The following is a 17,764-nucleotide window of genomic DNA, read 5'->3' on the forward strand; positions in this document are numbered from 1 at the left end:
GGCCTCTCATTGCAAGGGTACAAGTGCACGATTCACAGGTATTTGGGCAGTTCCGCCGCCAGTGCCGCCAGGGTAAACACCGGCAGCGCCGCGGAAAGGCTGTCCAAACGATCCAGCACACCACCGTGTCCCGGCAGGATACCGCTGCTGTCCTTGATACCCCGATGGCGCTTCAACATGCTCTCCACCAGGTCCCCGATCACCGAAGCCAGTGCCGTCACCAGAATGCCGAAGCAAAACAGCAGTGTATTTTTAAGCGGCAGTTCCAGTAGCAGGGAAACCGCCAGCGCCAGTATCAGGCAGGTGGCCAGGCCGCCGGCGAAGCCCTCCCAGGATTTGCCCGGGCTCACCTCCCGCGCCAACTTGTGCCTGCCGAAGCGGCGCCCTACAAAATAGGCTCCCACATCGGCACACACCACCACTGCCACCACGAACAAGACCAGCCAGGCACCGTGGTCCTGGCCGCGCAAAATCACCACGGACAACCAGGCCGGAACCAGCACCACCAGGCCGATCAGGCCGCGCGCCCAGCGGTTGCCCCACAGCATGGCACTGGCGGGATAGCTCTGCACCCAGAGGAACGCCAGCGCCCACCAGCCACAGGCGACAGCGAGGATCTGCCGCGCGCGATCGGTATCGGGATTGCCAAAATCAAATCCAAACACATGGCGGGCGGTCGCCATAAGGGCGATGCCGAGAGCGGCGAGAAAGACCAGGCGCAGGGCGCGATTGAGATTGGACAGGTTGGCCCACTCCCATCCTCCCACCAGGATCACCGCCACGGTGACCACAGAAAACCACTGGATGGGCAGGAGGAACAGGGCCCCGAGAAACAAGAAAACCAACACCAGCGCAGTAATTATTCTTTGTTTTAGCACCGTTATACCCTTCGTTGTTTAAAGCTCTTGGTGTCGGGCGTCCGCGCCAGCCTACTGTCGTCACCGCGGCCACCAAAGCGACGCTCCCGCGCGCGGAAGGACTCGATGGCCGCATCCAGCTCGCGCTCGCCAAAGTCGGGCCACAACGTAGGTGTAAAGTAAAATTCGCTGTAAGCCGCCTGCCACAAGATAAAGTTACTGATACGCTGTTCGCCACTGGAACGAATCAGCAGATCGACGGGCGGGAGGTCCGCCAGTTGTAGATGCGATACCACAGCCTGCTCAGTGATGGAGTCCGGTGTGCGTTGTCCCGACGCCACCTCCGCGGCCAAAGCCCGCGCAGCCTGGGTCATATCCCACTGCCCCCCGTAGTCCGCCGCGATCACCAGGTTGCCCCGCTCGCCATCGCGGGTGATCCGCTCCGCCTCGGCAATAGCCTTCTGCAGACGCCCTGAAAAACGGTCGCGCCGGCCAATGACCCGCAACCGTACTCCCTCCTCGCTCATGCGCAGGGCCTCTTTGCGCAGATAGGAGTGAAACAGCCCCATCAGCAACTCCACCTCCTGGGGTGGGCGCCGCCAGTTTTCGCTGGAAAAGGCGAACAGTGTCAGCGCCTCTACAGCGCGCTCCCTGCACGCGGACACCAGATCGCGTATGCGCTCGACACCCGCCTTGTGGCCCGCCGAGGGCGGCAATCCCCTCCGGGCGGCCCAGCGGCCATTGCCGTCCATAATAATGGCGATGTGGCGCGGACCGGGCGGCACAACCTCGCCGCAACCACTACCCCCCATCAGATTTCCATCAGGTCTTTTTCTTTTGCCGCCAGCTTTAAGTCCACATCGGCAACGTATTTGTCGGTAATCTTCTGGATCTCGTCCGCAGCGCGGCGCTCATCGTCTTCCGAGATCTCTTTTTCTTTTTCCAGCGCCTTGATCTCAGCCAGCGCATCGCGGCGCACATTGCGTATGGAGACACGCGCTGTCTCCGCCTCGCCCTTGGCCTCGCGGATAAAACCCTTGCGGGTCTCTTCGGTCAACATCGGCATTGGAATGCGTATCACCGATCCCGCGGTACTCGGATTCAGTCCCAGGTCAGACTTCATGATCGCTTTTTCGATCTCCGGCACCAGGCCCTTTTCCCAGGGGGTCACGGACAGGGTGCGGGCGTCCTCCACCTTGATAGCGGCGACCTGTGACAGCGGCGTCTCGGAGCCGTAGTAGGAAATACGGATACTGTCGAGGAGGCTCGGGTGCGCGCGGCCAGTACGGATTTTGTTGAAATTGCCGGCCAGCGCGTCCAGAGTCTTGTCCATGCGCCCTTTGGCGCTTTTTTTAATATTTTCGATCACTGTTTCACTTCCTCCTCGATTAGCGTGCCCTCTTCACCGCCCACCACGATATTGAGCAGTGCGCCCGCCTTGTTCATACGGAAAACCCGCACGGGCAGGTTATTGTCGCGACACAGACAGATTGCGGTCAGATCCATAACCCCCAGCTTCTTGTCCAGCACCTGGTCGAAGGTGAGGCGGTCGAAGCGCTTCGCGCTGGCATCCAGCACCGGATCGGCGGAGTAGACGCCATCCACTTTGGTGGCCTTGAGCACCAGCTCCGCATCTATCTCAATCCCCCGCAGGCAGGCCGCGGAGTCGGTGGTAAAGAAGGGGTTGCCGGTTCCCGCCGCGAAAATCAGTACTTCGCCGCGCTCCAGGAAGCGGATGGCCGCGCGGCGGTCATAGTGATCGACTATGCCACTCATCTGAATAGAGGACATAACCCGCGACGAGATATCGGAGCGCTCCAGTGCGTCGCGCAGTGCCAGGGCATTCATCACCGTGGCCAGCATTCCCATATGGTCCCCGGTAACCCGGTCCAGGCCGGCCGCGTGTAAAGCGGCACCGCGAAACAGATTGCCACCGCCCACGACCAGCCCGATCTGCACCCCGATACCCACCAGTTGCCCCAACTCCAGGGCCATTTTGTCCAGCACTTTGGGACTGATCCCGAAGCCCTGATCCCCCATCAGCTCTTCCCCGCTGAGCTTCAACAAAATTCGCTTGTACTTGCGGTCTTTGACTCCGGGCATCCTCTCGGTCCTCTCGTGGATCCTCGCGCGCCGTCGGGCGCTGCCGCCGACATTACAACAATTTCGCTCAATTACACAGAGGGGTGCCCCGACAAAACCCATCCGAGCCCGCCGAAAGCACCCCACCGCGGACAGCCGCCCTCGGGCGGCTGGGAGACATCAAGATGAAGACTTGACCTGTGCCGCCACCTCAGCGGCAAAGTCCACTTCCTCTTTTTCAATACCTTCACCCACCTCAAAGCGGATAAAAGCAGTCACGTCTGCGCCGTCACCTTTTACCAGCTTGCCCACAGTCACATCAGGATTCTTGACAAAGGGCTGCTCAACCAGGCTGTTCTCCTTGAGAAACTTCTGTACGCGACCGCCGATCATCTTCTCGACAATCTCCGCCGGCTTGCCCGCCATATCCGGCTGCGCCTTGATGATCTCACGCTCTTTTTCCAGCTGGTCCGCCGGCATATCTTCCGGTTTGTTGACCTGAGGGTTCACGGCTGCCACATGCATGGCGACATCACGCGCCAGCTCAGTAGTGCCGCCGCTCAACGCCACCAGTACACCGATACGGTCGTTGGAGTGTACGTAAGCGCCGACCACCGGTGCTTCCACCAGCTGCACCCTGCGCACGCCGATATTCTCGCCTATCTTCTGCACCAGTGCCTCGCGAACTGTTTCCAGCTCACCCTCCATCAATGCCGCCACATCCCGCTGGCGCTCGGCAAAGGCCTTTTCTGTCACCTTGTTCACAAACGCCCTGAAATTGTCATCGCGCGCTACAAAGTCAGTTTCGGAATTCACCTCAATCAGCACACCATAGCTGCCATCTTCGGCAACTTTTGTCGCCACAACGCCATCAGCGGCGGTGCGACCGGCTTTCTTAGCGGCCTTCAGGCCGGAAGCCTTGCGCAGGTCCTCGATCGCCCGCTCGATATCGCCATCGGCCTCGGCCAGCGCTTTCTTGCACTCCATCATCGGCAAGCCGGTGCGCTCTCGCAGTTCTTTTACCATAGACGCAGTAATCGCCATGATTTCATCCTCGGGGTTCTGTCTCTGATATTCTGAATTTGAAAAAAAGGGGCCGGTCGCAGGGCCCCTTTTCGATGCGCGGTGCAAAGCCAGGCTCACACCACCCTACCCCCGCGTTTACTCCGCGGCGGCCTCGTCATCACTCGCTTCTACATACTCGTCCTTTGCGCTGCTGCCACTGGCATCCGCGGCACCGGCCAAAACGGCGTCGGCAACGGCAGTGGTGTACAGCTTGATCGCACGGATCGCATCGTCATTGCCGGGGATCACATAGTCGACGCCAACGGGATCACTGTTGGTGTCCACCACACCGATTACCGGAATACCCAGCTTATTGGCTTCCTGAATGGCAATACGCTCGTGTTCCACGTCGATCACGAACAGTGCATCCGGCAGACCTGCCATATCTTTAATACCGCCGATGGAACGCTCCAGCTTATCCATGGTGCGAGTGCGCATCAGCGCCTCTTTCTTGGTCAGCTTGTCGAAGGTGCCATCCTGGGACTGGGCTTCCAGATCGCGGAAACGCTTGATGGATGCGCGGATGGTTTTGTAGTTGGTGAGCATGCCACCCAGCCAGCGGTTGCTGACGTAGGGCTGGCCACAGCGCTCTGCCTGTTCCTTGATGGATTTCTGCGCGGCGCGCTTGGTGCCCACAAAAAGAATCTTCTTCTTCTGCGCAGCCATACCCTTGATAACCCGCAGGGCTTCATTGAAAGCCGGAACAGTGTGCTCAAGGTTGATGATGTGAATTTTGTTGCGGGCGCCGAAAATGTACTGATCCATCTTCGGGTTCCAATAGCGAGTCTGGTGGCCAAAGTGCACACCAGCCTGCAGCATATCGCGCATGCTGACCTGCGGCATAGTAAACCTCTATGTTTGCGGAAGGCCGCCTGCAAAGAGCAAAGTCGGCGGACGCTTCCCGGGTTATATCCTCCACACACCCCATGCACCAATCCCGTCGCGCTTTCGCGGGCGAAACACCCAGGTACATGTGCCGGTGTGTGTGTGACGTTCTTTGATCACCCCGGACCACCATGGCCCGGAGCGGCGCGCTTTATACCACATTCGGGACTGGGCGGAAAGCCCCGGCTCGGCGGGCCCGCCCGCGCAGATGCCGCTGTCCGTCGAATCCGCTACAATAGCGCGCCCTGCGGGCCCTGCCCGCCTCGGCAAGCAACTTCAAATCAGCGGGAATTGGCATGAACTCAGCCACCAAGACACCGGAACAGATCGCCAAAATGCGTATCGCGGGCCATATGGCCGCAGAGGTGCTGGAAATGATAGGCGAGTATGTGGTTCCAGGCGTCTCTACGGAAGAGCTGGACCGGCGCTGCCACGACCATATAGTCGATGTACAGCAGGCCATCCCCGCCTGCCTCGGCTACCGGGGATTCCCCAAATCCATCTGCACCTCGGTAAACGAAGTGGTCTGTCACGGTATTCCATCGGACGGCAAAATCCTGAAAAGCGGCGATATCATCAATATCGATGTCACCGTGATCAAGGACGGCTGGTACGGCGATACCAGCAAGATGTATTTTGTGGGCGACCCGGCACCCCACGCCAAGCGACTGGTGAAAGTGACCCAGGAGTGCCTGTACAAGGCCATCCAGATAGTCCGCCCCGGCACCACGCTCGGCGACATTGGTCACGTGATCCAGCAACACGCTGAGAAGAGCTACTACTCGGTAGTGCGCGATTTTTGCGGCCACGGTATCGGCGATGTCTTCCACGAGGACCCACAGGTATTGCACTATGGCAAGCCGGGCACCGGAGATGTGCTGGAAGAGGGCATGACATTTACCATCGAGCCGATGATCAACGCCGGCAAAGCCGCGGTGCGGGTACTGGGCGACGGCTGGACCGCTATCACCAAAGACCGGCGTCTGTCCGCACAGTGGGAGCATACGATGGCGGTCACCAGTAACGGGGTGGAGGTATTGACCGCGCGGGGTGAAGAACACTTCTAGGGCCTGTGGCGATAGCGGTTCCACCGGCGCCCATTCGCAGCCATCTGGTGACACGAGCACCCCCATGCAACTGAGCACAACCCCCTTCTTTGCGCGCCCGCTGTTCTTCTTCGACCAGGCCCGTTTTCGCCGCGACCTGGCCGAGGGCACCAGGCCCGCGCTGGAAATTTTCAAGGCCGCCGTGGGCGGAGCCAACCGGCAGATGGCGGAGCGCTTTCGCGAGGGTGAGGATGTGCGGACCCTGGTGTACGAGCGTGCACTCTTTATCGACTGTCTGCTGCACTATGCCTGGCACCAGTACAACTGGCCCGACAGTGTCAGCTTGCTGGCGGTGGGCGGCTATGGCCGCGGTGAGCTGCACCCCCACTCCGATATCGATCTGTTGATTCTCACCGACGGCAATAGCGACGCCGAAACCGTCGACAATATCGAACACCTCGTCGCCTTTCTGTGGGACCTGGGTCTGGACATAGGCCACTCGGTGCGCACCCTGGACGACTGTGTGGAGCTGGCGGCGCGAGAGATTACCGTTGCCACCAACCTGATGGAATGTCGCACCGTAGTGGGGAATGACGCCCTGAGCCGGAAACTGGCCGAGCGGATGACACCGGATAGACTCTGGTCGGCGGAAAACTTCTTCAGCGCCAAGTCTGCCGAGCAGCGCGAGCGGCATCGCCGTCAGCGGGGCGCTGAGTACAACCTGGAACCCAACATCAAAAAAGCGCCCGGCGGTCTGCGCGATATCCAGACCATCGCCTGGGTGGCGAAGCGCTACTTTCAGGTGCGCACCCTCCGGCAGCTGCAGGGCAAGGGTTTTTTTACCGAGGAGGAGTTCGCCATCCTGCTGTCCGGGGAGGACTTTCTCTGGCGCGTCCGCTACGGCCTGCACCTGCTCGCCGGGCGCGCCGAGGAGAGGCTGCTGTTTGACTATCAGCGGGAACTGGCGCGGCAGTTTGGCTATGTGGACAGCAGTTCACAGCTGGCCGTAGAGCAGTTCATGCACAACTATTACCGCGTCGTCCTGGCATTGCGCGAACTCAACGACGTGCTGCTGGAGTTTCTCGGCGAAGCGATACTGCAGCGGGGGCGCCGCCAGACTGTCACCCCCATCAATGAACGCTTCCAACTGCGGGAAAACACTATTGAAGTGACTCATACGGGAGTATTTGCGGACACCCCCTCCGCACTGCTGGAGGTATTTGTACTGATGGCGAAACACCCGGACATCGAGGGTGTACGCGCCTCCACCATCCGCCTGATTCGCGAACAGCGCCACCTGATCGACGACAGCTTCCGCCGGGACCCGCGCAATGCGGCCCTGTTCATGCAACTGCTGCGCTCCCCCCGCGGCCTGTCCACACAACTCAGTCGCATGACCCGCTACCAGGTGCTGGGCCGTTACCTGCCGGAGTTCGGCCAGGTCACGGGGCAAATGCAGCACGACCTCTTTCATATCTATACCGTGGACGCCCACACACTGCAGGTTGTGCGCAACATGCGCAGCTTCCGCGGTGACGAAGCGCGGGACAAATTCCCCATTGCTGCCGATATCATGGGTCGCCTGCGCAGCCCGGAGCTGCTCTATATCGCCGGCCTCTACCACGATATCGCCAAGGGCCGGGGCGGCGACCACTCCAAACTGGGGGTGGCGGATGCGGACGCCTTCTGCCTCCGCCATGGGATCCCGGCGCGGGACCGCAGACTGGTTTGCTGGCTGGTGGAAAAACACCTGTTGATGAGCGCCGTGTCGCAAAAACAGGACATCAGCGATCCCGAAGTGGTACACAGCTTCGCCCGCGAAGTGGGGGACCGGGAACACCTGGATTACCTCTATGCCCTCACCGTGGCCGATATCACAGGCACCAACCCGGAATTGTGGAACAGCTGGCGCGCCAGCCTGATGCGCCAATTGTACGAAGCCACCCAGAGCGCCCTACGCCGCGGCCTGGAAAACCCCATCGACCGCGAGGAAATCATTGAGGAAACCCGCGGCCAGGCCCTGGAGGTACTGCTGGCCCAGGGACTCAACGCCCAGTCGGTGGAGAAAATCTGGGGCCAGATGGGTGAGGATTACTTTGTGCGCGAAAGCGCCACCAGCATTGCCTGGCACACCGCCGCCATTCACCAGCTGCGGCAAAACGGCGGCCCGGGCACAGACCGGGATACACTGGTATTGACGCGCAACTCGGGCCCCGCGGAACACGAGGGCGCCACGCAGATATTCGTATACACCCCGGACAGACCCAACGTATTCGCGGCGGTGGTTACCAGCCTCGACATGCTCAATCTCAATATCCAGGATGCGCGTCTGTACAGCTCCGCCGCCGGCTACACCCTGGACACCTTCTACGTCCTCGATGCGTCCGGTCAGCCGTTGTCGGGGGACCCCGGGCAAATTGGCGCCACTATCCGCAAAGAACTGTCCCTGGCCGAACATTACTCCAAGGTAATAAAGCGCCATACCCCGCGCCGCCTGAAAATGTTCAGCTTTGCCAGCCGCGCCTCACTGGCCACGGAACCCGGTGACCCTCACAGTACACTGGAAATCATCAGCGCCGACCGGCCCGGGCTGCTGGCGCGTATCGCGCGCATATTTATCGCTCACGACCTGCGACTGCACAACGCTAAGATTTCCACCCTGGGAGAGAGAGTGGAGGATATCTTTCACATTACTGACGCCACCGGTGAACCCCTGCGGGACGAGGCCGGTAACCGCGCGCTGGAGCGGGCCATCTGCGACGAACTGGATGCCCACCAGGCCAGATCCCGGTCCCGTTGGCGGCCCGGTGATTGAGCCGGTTTCCGCTTGACCAGGCGCTGGCAGCCCGCTGTCCTGAACAGGGGGTGTCCGGGCCGCAAACCAAGCGTGTAATCGCTTGATTTGCTCTGGAGGAATAATGAATCCAAATCTGCAACAGCTGCAACCCTACCCGTTTACCAGACTGGCTGCACTGACATCGGGACTGACACCGGCGGACAAGCCCCACATAGGTCTATCCATCGGGGAACCCAAACATGAGCCGCCCCAGTCAGTGCGCCATGCGCTGGCGGACAACCTGGACAAGCTGGCCACCTATCCGGCCACCAAAGGCATAGACCTGCTGCGGCAGACCATCGCCGGCTGGCTGAGCCGGCGCTATCAACTCAAAGGGGTGGATGCCGACAGCCAGGTATTGCCGGTGAACGGTACCCGCGAAGCACTTTTTGCCTTTGCCCAAACGGTGATCGCTCCAGGCACAAGGGTGTTGATGCCCAACCCGTTTTACCAGATTTACCAGGGCGCCGCCCTGCTCGCCGGGGGTGTCCCCCACTTCGTCAACTGCACCCCACAGACCGGGTTCAAGCCGGATTTCGCCTCTGTACCCGATTACGTCTGGCGCCAGTGCGGCCTGCTCTACCTGTGCACACCCGGCAATCCCACCGGCGCACTGCTGGAGAGCGGAGACCTGCGCCGGCTGATTCGCCTGGCGGACGACCATGACTTCGTAATCGCGGCGGATGAATGCTATTCCGAGCTCTACTTCGACGAGGAAAACCCGCCCGCCGGGCTGCTGCAGGTCTGCGCCGAAATGGGCAGAGACGATTTCCGCCGTTGCGTCGTCTTCCATAGCCTTTCCAAACGGTCTAATCTACCCGGCTTGCGCTCGGGATTCGTCGCCGGCGACACCCGACTGCTGGAGCGGTTTTTGCTCTACCGCACCTACCACGGCTGCGCCATGTCGCTGCCCGTCCAGTACGCCTCGGTGGCCGCCTGGGGGGACGAACAACATGTGCGGCATAACCGCGCACTCTACCGCGAGAAATTCGCCACAGTGTTGCGGATACTGGACGGCCACCTGGATGCAACCCATCCCCAGGCCGGCTTTTATCTCTGGCCCAGAGTCGGCGCCGGTGAAACCTTCGCACGCGAACTGTTTGTCCAGCAGAACGTCACGGTTCTGCCCGGCTGCTACCTGGCGCGGGAGGCGGGTGGAATAAACCCCGGCGACGCCCATGTGCGCATAGCGCTGGTGGCGACCCTGGAGGAGTGCGAGGAGGCCGCACATCGCATCACGGAATTTTGCAGTTGAACCGGAGTACCATGGAACAAGCGCGCAATCTACTCAAAGCGGAAAGGGTCGCTTTTATCCAGCGGCGGCTGGAAGAACTCTACCCGGAAACCCCTGTCCCGCTGGACCACAGCGACCCCTATACTTTGCTGGTGGCGGTGCTGCTATCGGCACAGTGCACCGACGAGCGGGTCAATCAGGTGACCCCCGGGCTCTGGCAACTGGGGCGCACTCCGGAAGACATGGCCGGGGTTCCCGTAGACGAGATCCGCGCAGTCATCCGCCCCTGCGGCCTGTCGCCGCAAAAGTCCAAAGCCATCAGCCAGCTATCAAAAATTCTCGTCAACGAGTATCACGGCAAGGTGCCGGACAACATGGCGGCACTGGAAACACTGCCGGGCGTCGGCCACAAAACCGCCAGCGTGGTCATGTCGCAGGCTTTTGGGCATCCGGCTTTTCCGGTGGACACCCACATTCACCGCCTGGCCCAGCGCTGGGGGCTGACCAGTGGCAAAAACGTCACCCTGACCGAAAAGGATCTAAAACGGCTGTTCCCACAGGACAGGTGGAACAAACTTCATCTGCAGATCATTTTTTACGGCCGCGAGTACTGCACCGCCCGCGGCTGTGATGGCACCGTGTGTGAAATTTGTACCACCTGTTACCCAGCGCGGAAGAAACCCAAGATAACCAGAAAGGCTTGATTCAATGGCAACGATCACTGTCTACGGCATCAAAAACTGCGACACCGTTAAAAAAGCCCGCAAATGGCTGGAGAACAACGGTGTAAACTACCGCTTCCACGATTTTCGTGAAGACGGTATGGAAGAGGTTCCACTGCAACAATGGCTGGATACCTTCGGATGGGAACAGGTACTCAACCGGCGCTCCACCAGCTGGCGCGCACTGAGCGGGGAACAGCAGGCATCCATGGACAACGCCGCGGCCGCCGCCATCGCCCGCGAGACCCCCACCCTGATCAGGCGCCCGGTCACTGTCAGCGCCGGCGGTGTCCAGTTCGGATTTCAAGTGGGTGCTTTTGCGGATTTATTAGGGCGACAATCCAACCGATGAGAGATCATCTATTGGATTGCAACAGTAGAGTAAGGAGCAGTCACCACATGAGCGAGATGTACGGAATCGGATTTGGCATAGGCACCTGCAACCGACGGGGTGAATGGCTGGAGGTCTATTACCCGGCCCCGCTGCTGGCTCCCTCCGCGGACGTCAGCAGTGCTGTCGCCACTGTGTTGAAAGTCGACAGCGGCAACCGGGCGATTGCCCTGGACCCCACCCACCTGCAACCCCTGGCGGAGGGACTGCAAGCCGCCGGCGCGGAGGAACAGGCGCAACTCCTGCGACAATTCTCAAGCAGCCAGCGCCCTTTGGTGGCGACACTCCTCTACACCGACGACGCACCGGCATCGGTGCCCGAGGCCTACCTGAAACTGCACCTGCTGTCCCACCGGCTGGTCAAACCACACCAGACCCGGCTGGAGGGAATTTTTGCCACACTGCCCACGGTGGCCTGGACAAATCAGGGTGCCATCGACCTGGAGGAACTGCCGCAACGTCAGCTGGAGGCGAGGCTCCAGGGCGAAACCCTGAATGTGGCCTGCGTGGACAAGTTCCCCAAAATGACCGATTACGTGGTACCTCAGGGTGTGCGCATTGCTCACACGGCACGGGTGCGCCTCGGTGCCTATCTCGGTGCCGGCACCACCATCATGCACGAGGGCTTCGTTAACTTTAATGCCGGTACCGAGGGACCGGGCATGGTAGAGGGCCGTATTTCCGCCGGAGTATTCGTGGGCGCCGGCTCCGATCTGGGTGGTGGCTGCTCCACTATGGGCACCCTGTCCGGCGGCGGCAACATAGTAATTGCCGTCGGAGAGAACTGCCTGCTGGGCGCCAATTCCGGTATCGGAATCCCACTGGGCGACCGCTGCATAGTGGAGGCCGGGCTCTATATTACCGCCGGCACCAAAGTGGCACTGCTGGACGATAGCGGCGAACTGGTGGAATACATCAAAGCCCGCGATCTGGCCGGTGCATCGGACCTGCTGTTCCGGCGCAACTCTACCAACGGCGCCGTAGAATGCCTGACCAACAAGAGCCGGGTAGCGCTGAACGAGGCACTGCACAGCAGCTAAACGGATGGCCCGACAACCCTATTCCGGGGCCCTGCGCCCATCAGTACATCACCCGGGCGGACAGCGGGTTCGCACCGGGGCCAGGAGGCCGCCCCCATGACCCCCACGCTGCAACTCGCCTGCGATCTGATCCGCCTGCCTTCCCTGACCCCGGACGACGCCGGCTGCATGCCCTTGGTCGCAGAGCGCCTGGCGAGCATCGGCTTCGAGATCACCAGTCTGCGCCGCGGCGATACCGACAACCTCTGGGCAGTGCGTGGTGAAACCGGCCCGCTGTTCGCATTCGCCGGCCACACCGATGTCGTCCCCACAGGGCCGGCGGAGAGCTGGCAACACCCGCCCTTTGAACCGGTCATCGAGGATGGCCGCCTCTACGGGCGTGGTGCCGCCGATATGAAAGGCTCACTGGCGGCCATGGTTGTGGCCTGCGAGGAATTTGTGCAATCGCACCCGGACCACAGGGGCCGTATCGCTTTTCTACTCACCAGCGACGAGGAGGGGCCCGCCAAAGACGGCACCGTAAAAGTGGTGGAGTGGCTGCAGGAGCGGGGTGAGAAGATCGACTGGTGCCTGGTGGGGGAACCCTCCAGCAGCGAGCGGGTCGGCGACACCATCAAAAATGGCCGCCGGGGATCCCTGGGGCTGGAACTGACAGTGTTCGGGGTCCAGGGTCATGTAGCCTATCCACACTTGGCGGACAACCCCATACACCGGCTGGCCCCGGCCCTGGCAGAGCTGGCCGCCGAGCAGTGGGACCAGGGTAACGACTGCTTCCCCCCCACAAGCTTCCAGGTATCCAATATCAACGGCGGCACCGGTGCTACCAATGTCGTTCCCGGTGAGGTCCGGATGATATGCAACTGGCGATTTTCCACCGAAACCAGCGCCCGGGAGCTGGAGCAGCGCGCCCGGACAATCCTCGACCGCTACGGGCTCAATTACGCCGCCGACTTCAACCTGTCCGGGCAGCCATTCCTCACCGCGGAGGGGGCCCTGGTGGCGGCGGCCCAGACTGCCATCAAATCCACTGCTGGAGAGGCCGCGCAACTGTCCACCGCCGGCGGCACCTCCGACGGACGATTCATTGCGCCGACCGGCGCCCAGGTGGTGGAACTCGGGCCGGTGAATGCAACCATCCACCAGGTGAACGAGCATGTCACCGCATCGGATCTGGACCAGCTCAAAGACATCTACCGGGGGATACTCGACGAACTGCTGGGTTGAGATACCATTCCGGACCTAAGTCGGCACTGGCCGTTTAGTGGAGGACTGCCGGACGGGATAGAGAAGAGGCGTAGGGGCGAGCGCCACAAACGCGGCAACTCAGTGCAGGCGTCCGTGCTCCCCGTGGGCACCCTGCTCCGCCTGCTCGAACCCGTGACAGAGGACAAAGTAATAAATGACCTGGGGCTGTCCCTGTACATCGGACAACAGATCGAAGTTGAACTCGCCGCGCTCACCCTGTGTGATGCTCACCGAAGACACATGCTCCGGCTCGACAAACATCTCCGCCACCGGCCGCTTGCCACGCATCACCTGCACCAGCAGAGTGCGTGGATCCTCCTGCGTCAGGCGCCAGTGATAATCTTCCGCATCATAGATCACCGAGTCGGAGGTGCCGGCACGCACAATGCAGTTCAGGTGTTCCACCAGCCAGGTCCAGAACTCAGTAAAAGCCAGAGAGTCTTTCATGGGGTTAGTCGTCCAGCTCTTTAATCGCGTCGGCGCCACCTTTCAAGCCAAACTCCTCGGCAATCTGGCGACACCAGCGATTCATTCGCTCGCCGGTCAGCTCCTCCTGCTGGTCCTCATCGATACCCAGACCGACAAATTTGCCCTCGCCTGGAATTTCCGCTTTGGATGCCTCGTATTCGTATCCCTCAGTGCACCAGTGGCCGACAACGGCAGCCCCATTGGCCGTGACCACATCGTGGAGCATACCCATCGCATCCAGAAAATAGTCACCGTAGCCGAACTGGTCACCCAGACCAAACAACGCGACTGTCTTGCCACTGAAGTCGATTTCCTGCAGATCCTGCCAGAAATCCTCCCAGTCCGACTGCAGCTGGCCAAAATCCCAGGTAGGGATACCGAAAATCAGCTGCTGGTAGCCCGCAATCTCCAGCTGAGTCACATCGGCAATATCGTACAGGTCCACCCGCTCTACCCCGAGACGGGCGCAAATCCGCAGTGCCACGCCTTCGGTGTTGCCGTCGTCACTGCCAAAAAACAGGCCGATATTACTCACAGTCACTCCTACGATTGGATCCTCCAAGACAGCCAGGCGCTTACGCATCATGGGGCCGGGACAGTGGATCGGGGCCGGGGAAAGGCGCAGTATTTTCCCAACAAAGAAGACCGACAGCAAGCCGGAAATCTACCCGTCCGCCGGCGCCGCCGATGCCGGGCCCCAGCGGACCGGGGACGACCCACCCCAGGGGCAAACGGACACTATAACAGCCGCTTTCCCGCGACCATAAATCTGGCAGCCATGACTGCCGGGGCGGTATAGGGACGCGGCAATCCCGCGCTACGGAAAAAGCCCCCGCGGGCGCGGGGGGGGCACAAGCACAGAAGCGGCCGGGCAATACTGACTTAAGAACCCGGCCAGTCGCACAGGAGTTTTAAATAAGTCGCCGGGTTGATGGTGTACAAGGATGTACCGCCACCGGGTGGAGACCAGCGCAACCCCTTGAAAAATGAGCGATCCGGCGAATTTGCCCAACTTTTCAAGGACCACAATCCAGTGGATGGGGAATCACCTTTTGGATTGCCGGATTAGCAGTGTGAACGGGCCCTAGCGCGGTTTTTGCAGACGATCCGCGCTGCGTTTTTGCCAGCGCTCTTGGCGCTCGCTGCGTATTTGCTGCAGCTTGGCTTTTTGCTCGTCGGTGAGAATCGCTTCAAACTGTTGCTGCATCAACTGCGCCTGTCGCGTGCGCGCCACTTCCAGGCGACCCAGTTCAGCCCCGAGCTTGTCCAGGGTTTGCTGATCCGCACCTGAGCGCACCGATTCCCGCACCTGCCGGCGCAGGTCTCGTATCTCCCGCTTCTGGTCCCGGCGAATTTCCCGACCCGCGGCGCGATCGGTCTTGAGCTGCGCCCTCTGCCCCTCGGTGAGGTTCAACTGCTCGGCCATCCGTTCAAACTTCTGCCGGTAGATCCCTCGGTCACCGTCTTCGCCACCGTGGGCAAGAACCGCCGCAGGCGCGACCAGGGCACCCGCCAACAGGATACTACCCAATTTCGATATTCGATTTTGCATTGGCTCTTCCTCTAATTAAGCTGTGGTCACAACCTAGATACTAGAGTTCCCATCGGTAAATGTGGGTCCAGGGGCAGTTAACAACTGTTAAGAACAGTAAAAGCCATCACCAGAAGCAATTTTACGCGCCATCGCATTGCATATAATGGGACAACATTTTCAGGAGCATGGCATGAACCGTATTCTACTGGTGGACGACGACACCGAACTGACCGACCTGCTGAGCGAATTCCTGGTGGGAGAGGGCTTCGAAGTGAGCGTCGCCAACGACGGCGGCAGTGGCTTGCGGCTGGCCCGGGACGAGAGTTTCGATGCATTGGTACTGGATGTGATGCTGCCGGTACACAACGGTTTCGAGCTGCTGCGCATGCTGCGCGATGAAACCCGTGGGACCAGCCGCTCACTGCCAGTGCTGATGCTGACCGCCAAAGGGGATACCGTAGACCGTATTGTCGGCCTGGAAATGGGAGCCGACGACTACCTGCCCAAACCCTGCAATCCGCGCGAACTGGCCGCGCGCCTGCGCGCCGTATTGCGCCGCGGACGCCCGGAGACACCCGCTGGCCACGAGGGCGACCAGCTGACCAGCGGCGACCTCCGCCTGCTGCCGGCGGAGCACCAGGGTTTCTGGGCCGGACAGCCCCTGCACCTGACCGGCGCCGAGTTTGCGGTACTCAAGGTTCTGACAGAGCAGGCGGGCAATGTGGTGAGCAAGGAAGTGCTGACCGAAACGGCCCTGGGACGCAAACTCATGCCCTACGACCGGTCTATCGATGTGCACGTCAGCAATATCCGCAAGAAACTGTCGGAACAGGGCGCCAACCGGGATCTGATCATCAATATCCGCGGCGCCGGTTACAAACTCACCCGGAGTGCCGCCAGCTGATGCGGAGTCTGTTCTGGAAAACTTTTTTTGGTGCCTGGATCACCGCGGCGGTCATGGTGTTGACCACCATCTATGTCACCCACTTTCGCGGCTTTGGCGACCCCAGCCGGGAGGATCGCTGGGAGGGCGCGGCCCTGTTCCGCGAAGTGTCGCGAAACCTGCGCATGACCCGCCGCCACGGCACCGATTACTTCCGCCTGTGGCTGGACAACCAGCCCCGGGAAGTGCAAAACCGTATCTACGCCATCAATCGCGCCGGTGACGAGATTCTGGGCCGGTCGCTGCCAAAGAATATGGCACCACTGTTCCAACGCCTCAATTACCGCAATCGGGAAGCCCAGGCGATGATCGACAACAAGCCCACGGTTGGGTTTTTTTATCCCCAACGGGATGGTGGCAGCCTGCGGGTGGCCTTTACCGTTGGCAGCAGCAAAGAGGAATTGTTGTTCAGGTTCATATTGCGCAGCTTCTGGCAGATTATCGCCTTGTCCATGTTGGCTTCCGGTCTCGCCAGCTATTGGCTGGCGCGCTATTTGAGCCGACCGCTGGACCAGCTGCGCGCGGCCACTCGCCGGGTGGCCGCGGGAGAACTCGACTACCGTGTCGCCCCAAGCCTGCACAGCCGCAGTGCGGAGCTGACCGACCTGGCGCAGGATTTCGACTCCATGACTGCTCAGCTGCAGGAATCCACCGCGGAGCAAAGACGCCTGATCAAGGATGTATCCCACGAACTGCGCTCCCCCCTGGCCAGGCTGCAGGTCGCCCTGGGTATAGCGCGACAGAAAGACTCAGGGCTGCTGAACCAGGAGCTGGATAAAATAGGCAAGGCCGCGGACTATCTGCAGGACATCATCGCCGATGTACTTTCGCTGCCCGTGGCCGGCAGCGACCAGCGGCCGATGGATGACGTGGTCGAACTGCGCAGCCTGATCCAGGCACTGGTGGAGGACCTGCAGGCGGAGGCGGGCAGCCGGCAGCTACACTTCCAGCTCCACCTGGCCGCGGAGGAAATACTCATCGCCACCCGCGGCAGCTCGCTCACCGCTGCTCTGGAAAACATTTTGCGCAACGCGATCAAGTACAGCCCCGAGGGCGGTCTGGTGTCCATTGTGCTCGACACCCTCGGCGAAAAGTGCCGGATACGAGTGATCGATTCCGGCGCCGGGGTCCCGGAAAAGGAACTGCAGGCGATTTTCAGGCCCTTCTACCGCACGGACGATGCCCGCACCCGGGAGAGTGGTGGTTTTGGACTGGGACTGGCCATCACTCACCGGACTGTGCTGCAGCACGGCGGCAGTATTTCTGCCCGCAACGCGCCCAGCGGCGGCCTCTGTATTACCGTCGAACTGCCCCGTATCCGCGCGGACCTGGAGTAACCACCGGCGCCGCCAGACGCAACTACCCCGGGGCCATTAAGTAAGTTATGGGATAAACAACAGATTGCCGGCAAAGTCT

18 protein-coding genes are annotated in these 17,764 nt (G+C 60.9%); 9 read left to right on the top strand and 9 right to left on the bottom strand.

All coding sequences use genetic code 11. From position 1 onward, the window contains the following. Window positions 1-32 precede the first annotated feature (32 nt). The 6 genes from AB1S50_RS08670 to rpsB all read right to left on the bottom strand — a co-directional run bounded on the left by AB1S50_RS08670 (window position 33) and on the right by rpsB (window position 4,847). Window positions 33-878, bottom strand: coding sequence for a phosphatidate cytidylyltransferase (locus AB1S50_RS08670; RefSeq protein WP_367150194.1), 846 nt, complete (start codon window positions 876-878; stop codon window positions 33-35). A 2-nt stretch (window positions 879-880) separates the two neighbouring features. Continuing rightward, window positions 881-1,669 carry a polyprenyl diphosphate synthase gene (gene uppS / locus AB1S50_RS08675; protein WP_367150195.1) on the bottom strand — a complete coding sequence of 263 codons (789 nt, stop codon included), beginning with the start codon at window positions 1,667-1,669 and terminating at the stop codon, window positions 881-883. After that, the gene (frr, locus tag AB1S50_RS08680; RefSeq protein WP_367150196.1) at window positions 1,669-2,226 is read right to left on the bottom strand and encodes a ribosome recycling factor; all 558 of its coding nucleotides are present in this window, start codon (window positions 2,224-2,226) and stop codon (window positions 1,669-1,671) included. Before frr ends, uppS begins: the two co-directional genes overlap by 1 nt. Then, a complete protein-coding gene (gene pyrH / locus AB1S50_RS08685; protein WP_367150197.1) occupies window positions 2,223-2,960 on the bottom strand; it encodes a UMP kinase in 738 nt (245 codons plus the stop codon). The genes frr and pyrH overlap by 4 nt, the downstream gene beginning before the upstream one ends. A 159-nt stretch (window positions 2,961-3,119) precedes the next feature. After that, window positions 3,120-3,983, bottom strand: coding sequence for a translation elongation factor Ts (tsf, locus tag AB1S50_RS08690; RefSeq protein ID WP_367150198.1), 864 nt, complete (start codon window positions 3,981-3,983; stop codon window positions 3,120-3,122). A 117-nt stretch (window positions 3,984-4,100) separates the two neighbouring features. Further along, the gene (rpsB, locus tag AB1S50_RS08695) at window positions 4,101-4,847 is read right to left on the bottom strand and encodes a 30S ribosomal protein S2 (protein WP_367150199.1); all 747 of its coding nucleotides are present in this window, start codon (window positions 4,845-4,847) and stop codon (window positions 4,101-4,103) included. 338 nt (window positions 4,848-5,185) lie between these two features. On the opposite strand from rpsB, the gene map reads away from it, so the two are divergent. The 7 genes from map to dapE all read left to right on the top strand — a co-directional run bounded on the left by map (window position 5,186) and on the right by dapE (window position 13,382). Then, the gene (map, locus tag AB1S50_RS08700) at window positions 5,186-5,956 is read left to right on the top strand and encodes a type I methionyl aminopeptidase (RefSeq protein ID WP_367150200.1); all 771 of its coding nucleotides are present in this window, start codon (window positions 5,186-5,188) and stop codon (window positions 5,954-5,956) included. Window positions 5,957-6,020: 64 nt separating this feature from the next. Further along, on the top strand, window positions 6,021-8,750 hold the full coding sequence (locus AB1S50_RS08705) for a [protein-PII] uridylyltransferase (protein WP_367150201.1): 2,730 nt from the start codon (window positions 6,021-6,023) through the stop codon (window positions 8,748-8,750). A 103-nt stretch (window positions 8,751-8,853) separates the two neighbouring features. Beyond that, complete coding sequence (gene dapC, locus AB1S50_RS08710) at window positions 8,854-10,026, top strand: succinyldiaminopimelate transaminase (RefSeq protein WP_367150203.1); 1,173 nt, start codon at window positions 8,854-8,856, stop codon at window positions 10,024-10,026. Between the two features lie 11 nt (window positions 10,027-10,037). Beyond that, window positions 10,038-10,709 (top strand): endonuclease III, encoded by a 672-nt coding sequence (gene nth / locus AB1S50_RS08715; protein ID WP_367150204.1) that lies wholly within the window; start codon window positions 10,038-10,040, stop codon window positions 10,707-10,709. A 4-nt stretch (window positions 10,710-10,713) separates the two neighbouring features. Next, window positions 10,714-11,079, top strand: a complete 366-nt coding sequence (locus AB1S50_RS08720) for an ArsC family reductase (protein ID WP_367150205.1) — start codon at window positions 10,714-10,716, stop codon at window positions 11,077-11,079. 47 nt (window positions 11,080-11,126) lie between these two features. Continuing rightward, a complete protein-coding gene (gene dapD, locus AB1S50_RS08725) occupies window positions 11,127-12,158 on the top strand; it encodes a 2,3,4,5-tetrahydropyridine-2,6-dicarboxylate N-succinyltransferase (RefSeq protein WP_367150206.1) in 1,032 nt (343 codons plus the stop codon). A gap of 96 nt (window positions 12,159-12,254) precedes the next feature. Continuing rightward, complete coding sequence (gene dapE, locus AB1S50_RS08730) at window positions 12,255-13,382, top strand: succinyl-diaminopimelate desuccinylase (protein ID WP_367150207.1); 1,128 nt, start codon at window positions 12,255-12,257, stop codon at window positions 13,380-13,382. A 99-nt stretch (window positions 13,383-13,481) separates the two neighbouring features. On the opposite strand, the gene AB1S50_RS08735 is transcribed toward dapE, so the two are convergent. The 3 genes from AB1S50_RS08735 to AB1S50_RS08745 all read right to left on the bottom strand — a co-directional run bounded on the left by AB1S50_RS08735 (window position 13,482) and on the right by AB1S50_RS08745 (window position 15,423). Next, window positions 13,482-13,850, bottom strand: coding sequence for a hypothetical protein (locus AB1S50_RS08735; RefSeq protein ID WP_367150208.1), 369 nt, complete (start codon window positions 13,848-13,850; stop codon window positions 13,482-13,484). Between the two features lie 4 nt (window positions 13,851-13,854). After that, complete coding sequence (locus tag AB1S50_RS08740; RefSeq protein WP_367150209.1) at window positions 13,855-14,406, bottom strand: flavodoxin; 552 nt, start codon at window positions 14,404-14,406, stop codon at window positions 13,855-13,857. 549 nt (window positions 14,407-14,955) lie between these two features. After that, the gene (locus AB1S50_RS08745) at window positions 14,956-15,423 is read right to left on the bottom strand and encodes a Spy/CpxP family protein refolding chaperone (protein ID WP_367150210.1); all 468 of its coding nucleotides are present in this window, start codon (window positions 15,421-15,423) and stop codon (window positions 14,956-14,958) included. 172 nt (window positions 15,424-15,595) lie between these two features. Between AB1S50_RS08745 and AB1S50_RS08750 the strand changes: the two genes are divergently transcribed. Next, window positions 15,596-16,309 (top strand): response regulator, encoded by a 714-nt coding sequence (locus tag AB1S50_RS08750; protein ID WP_367150211.1) that lies wholly within the window; start codon window positions 15,596-15,598, stop codon window positions 16,307-16,309. Continuing rightward, window positions 16,309-17,685: an ATP-binding protein gene (locus AB1S50_RS08755; RefSeq protein WP_367150212.1), complete on the top strand. Its 1,377-nt coding sequence runs from the start codon at window positions 16,309-16,311 to the stop codon at window positions 17,683-17,685. Before AB1S50_RS08750 ends, AB1S50_RS08755 begins: the two co-directional genes overlap by 1 nt. The last annotated feature ends 79 nt before the right edge of the window (window positions 17,686-17,764 follow it).

The sequence above is a fragment of the Microbulbifer discodermiae genome, assembly GCF_040742695.1.
Lineage (GTDB): Bacteria > Pseudomonadota > Gammaproteobacteria > Pseudomonadales > Cellvibrionaceae > Microbulbifer.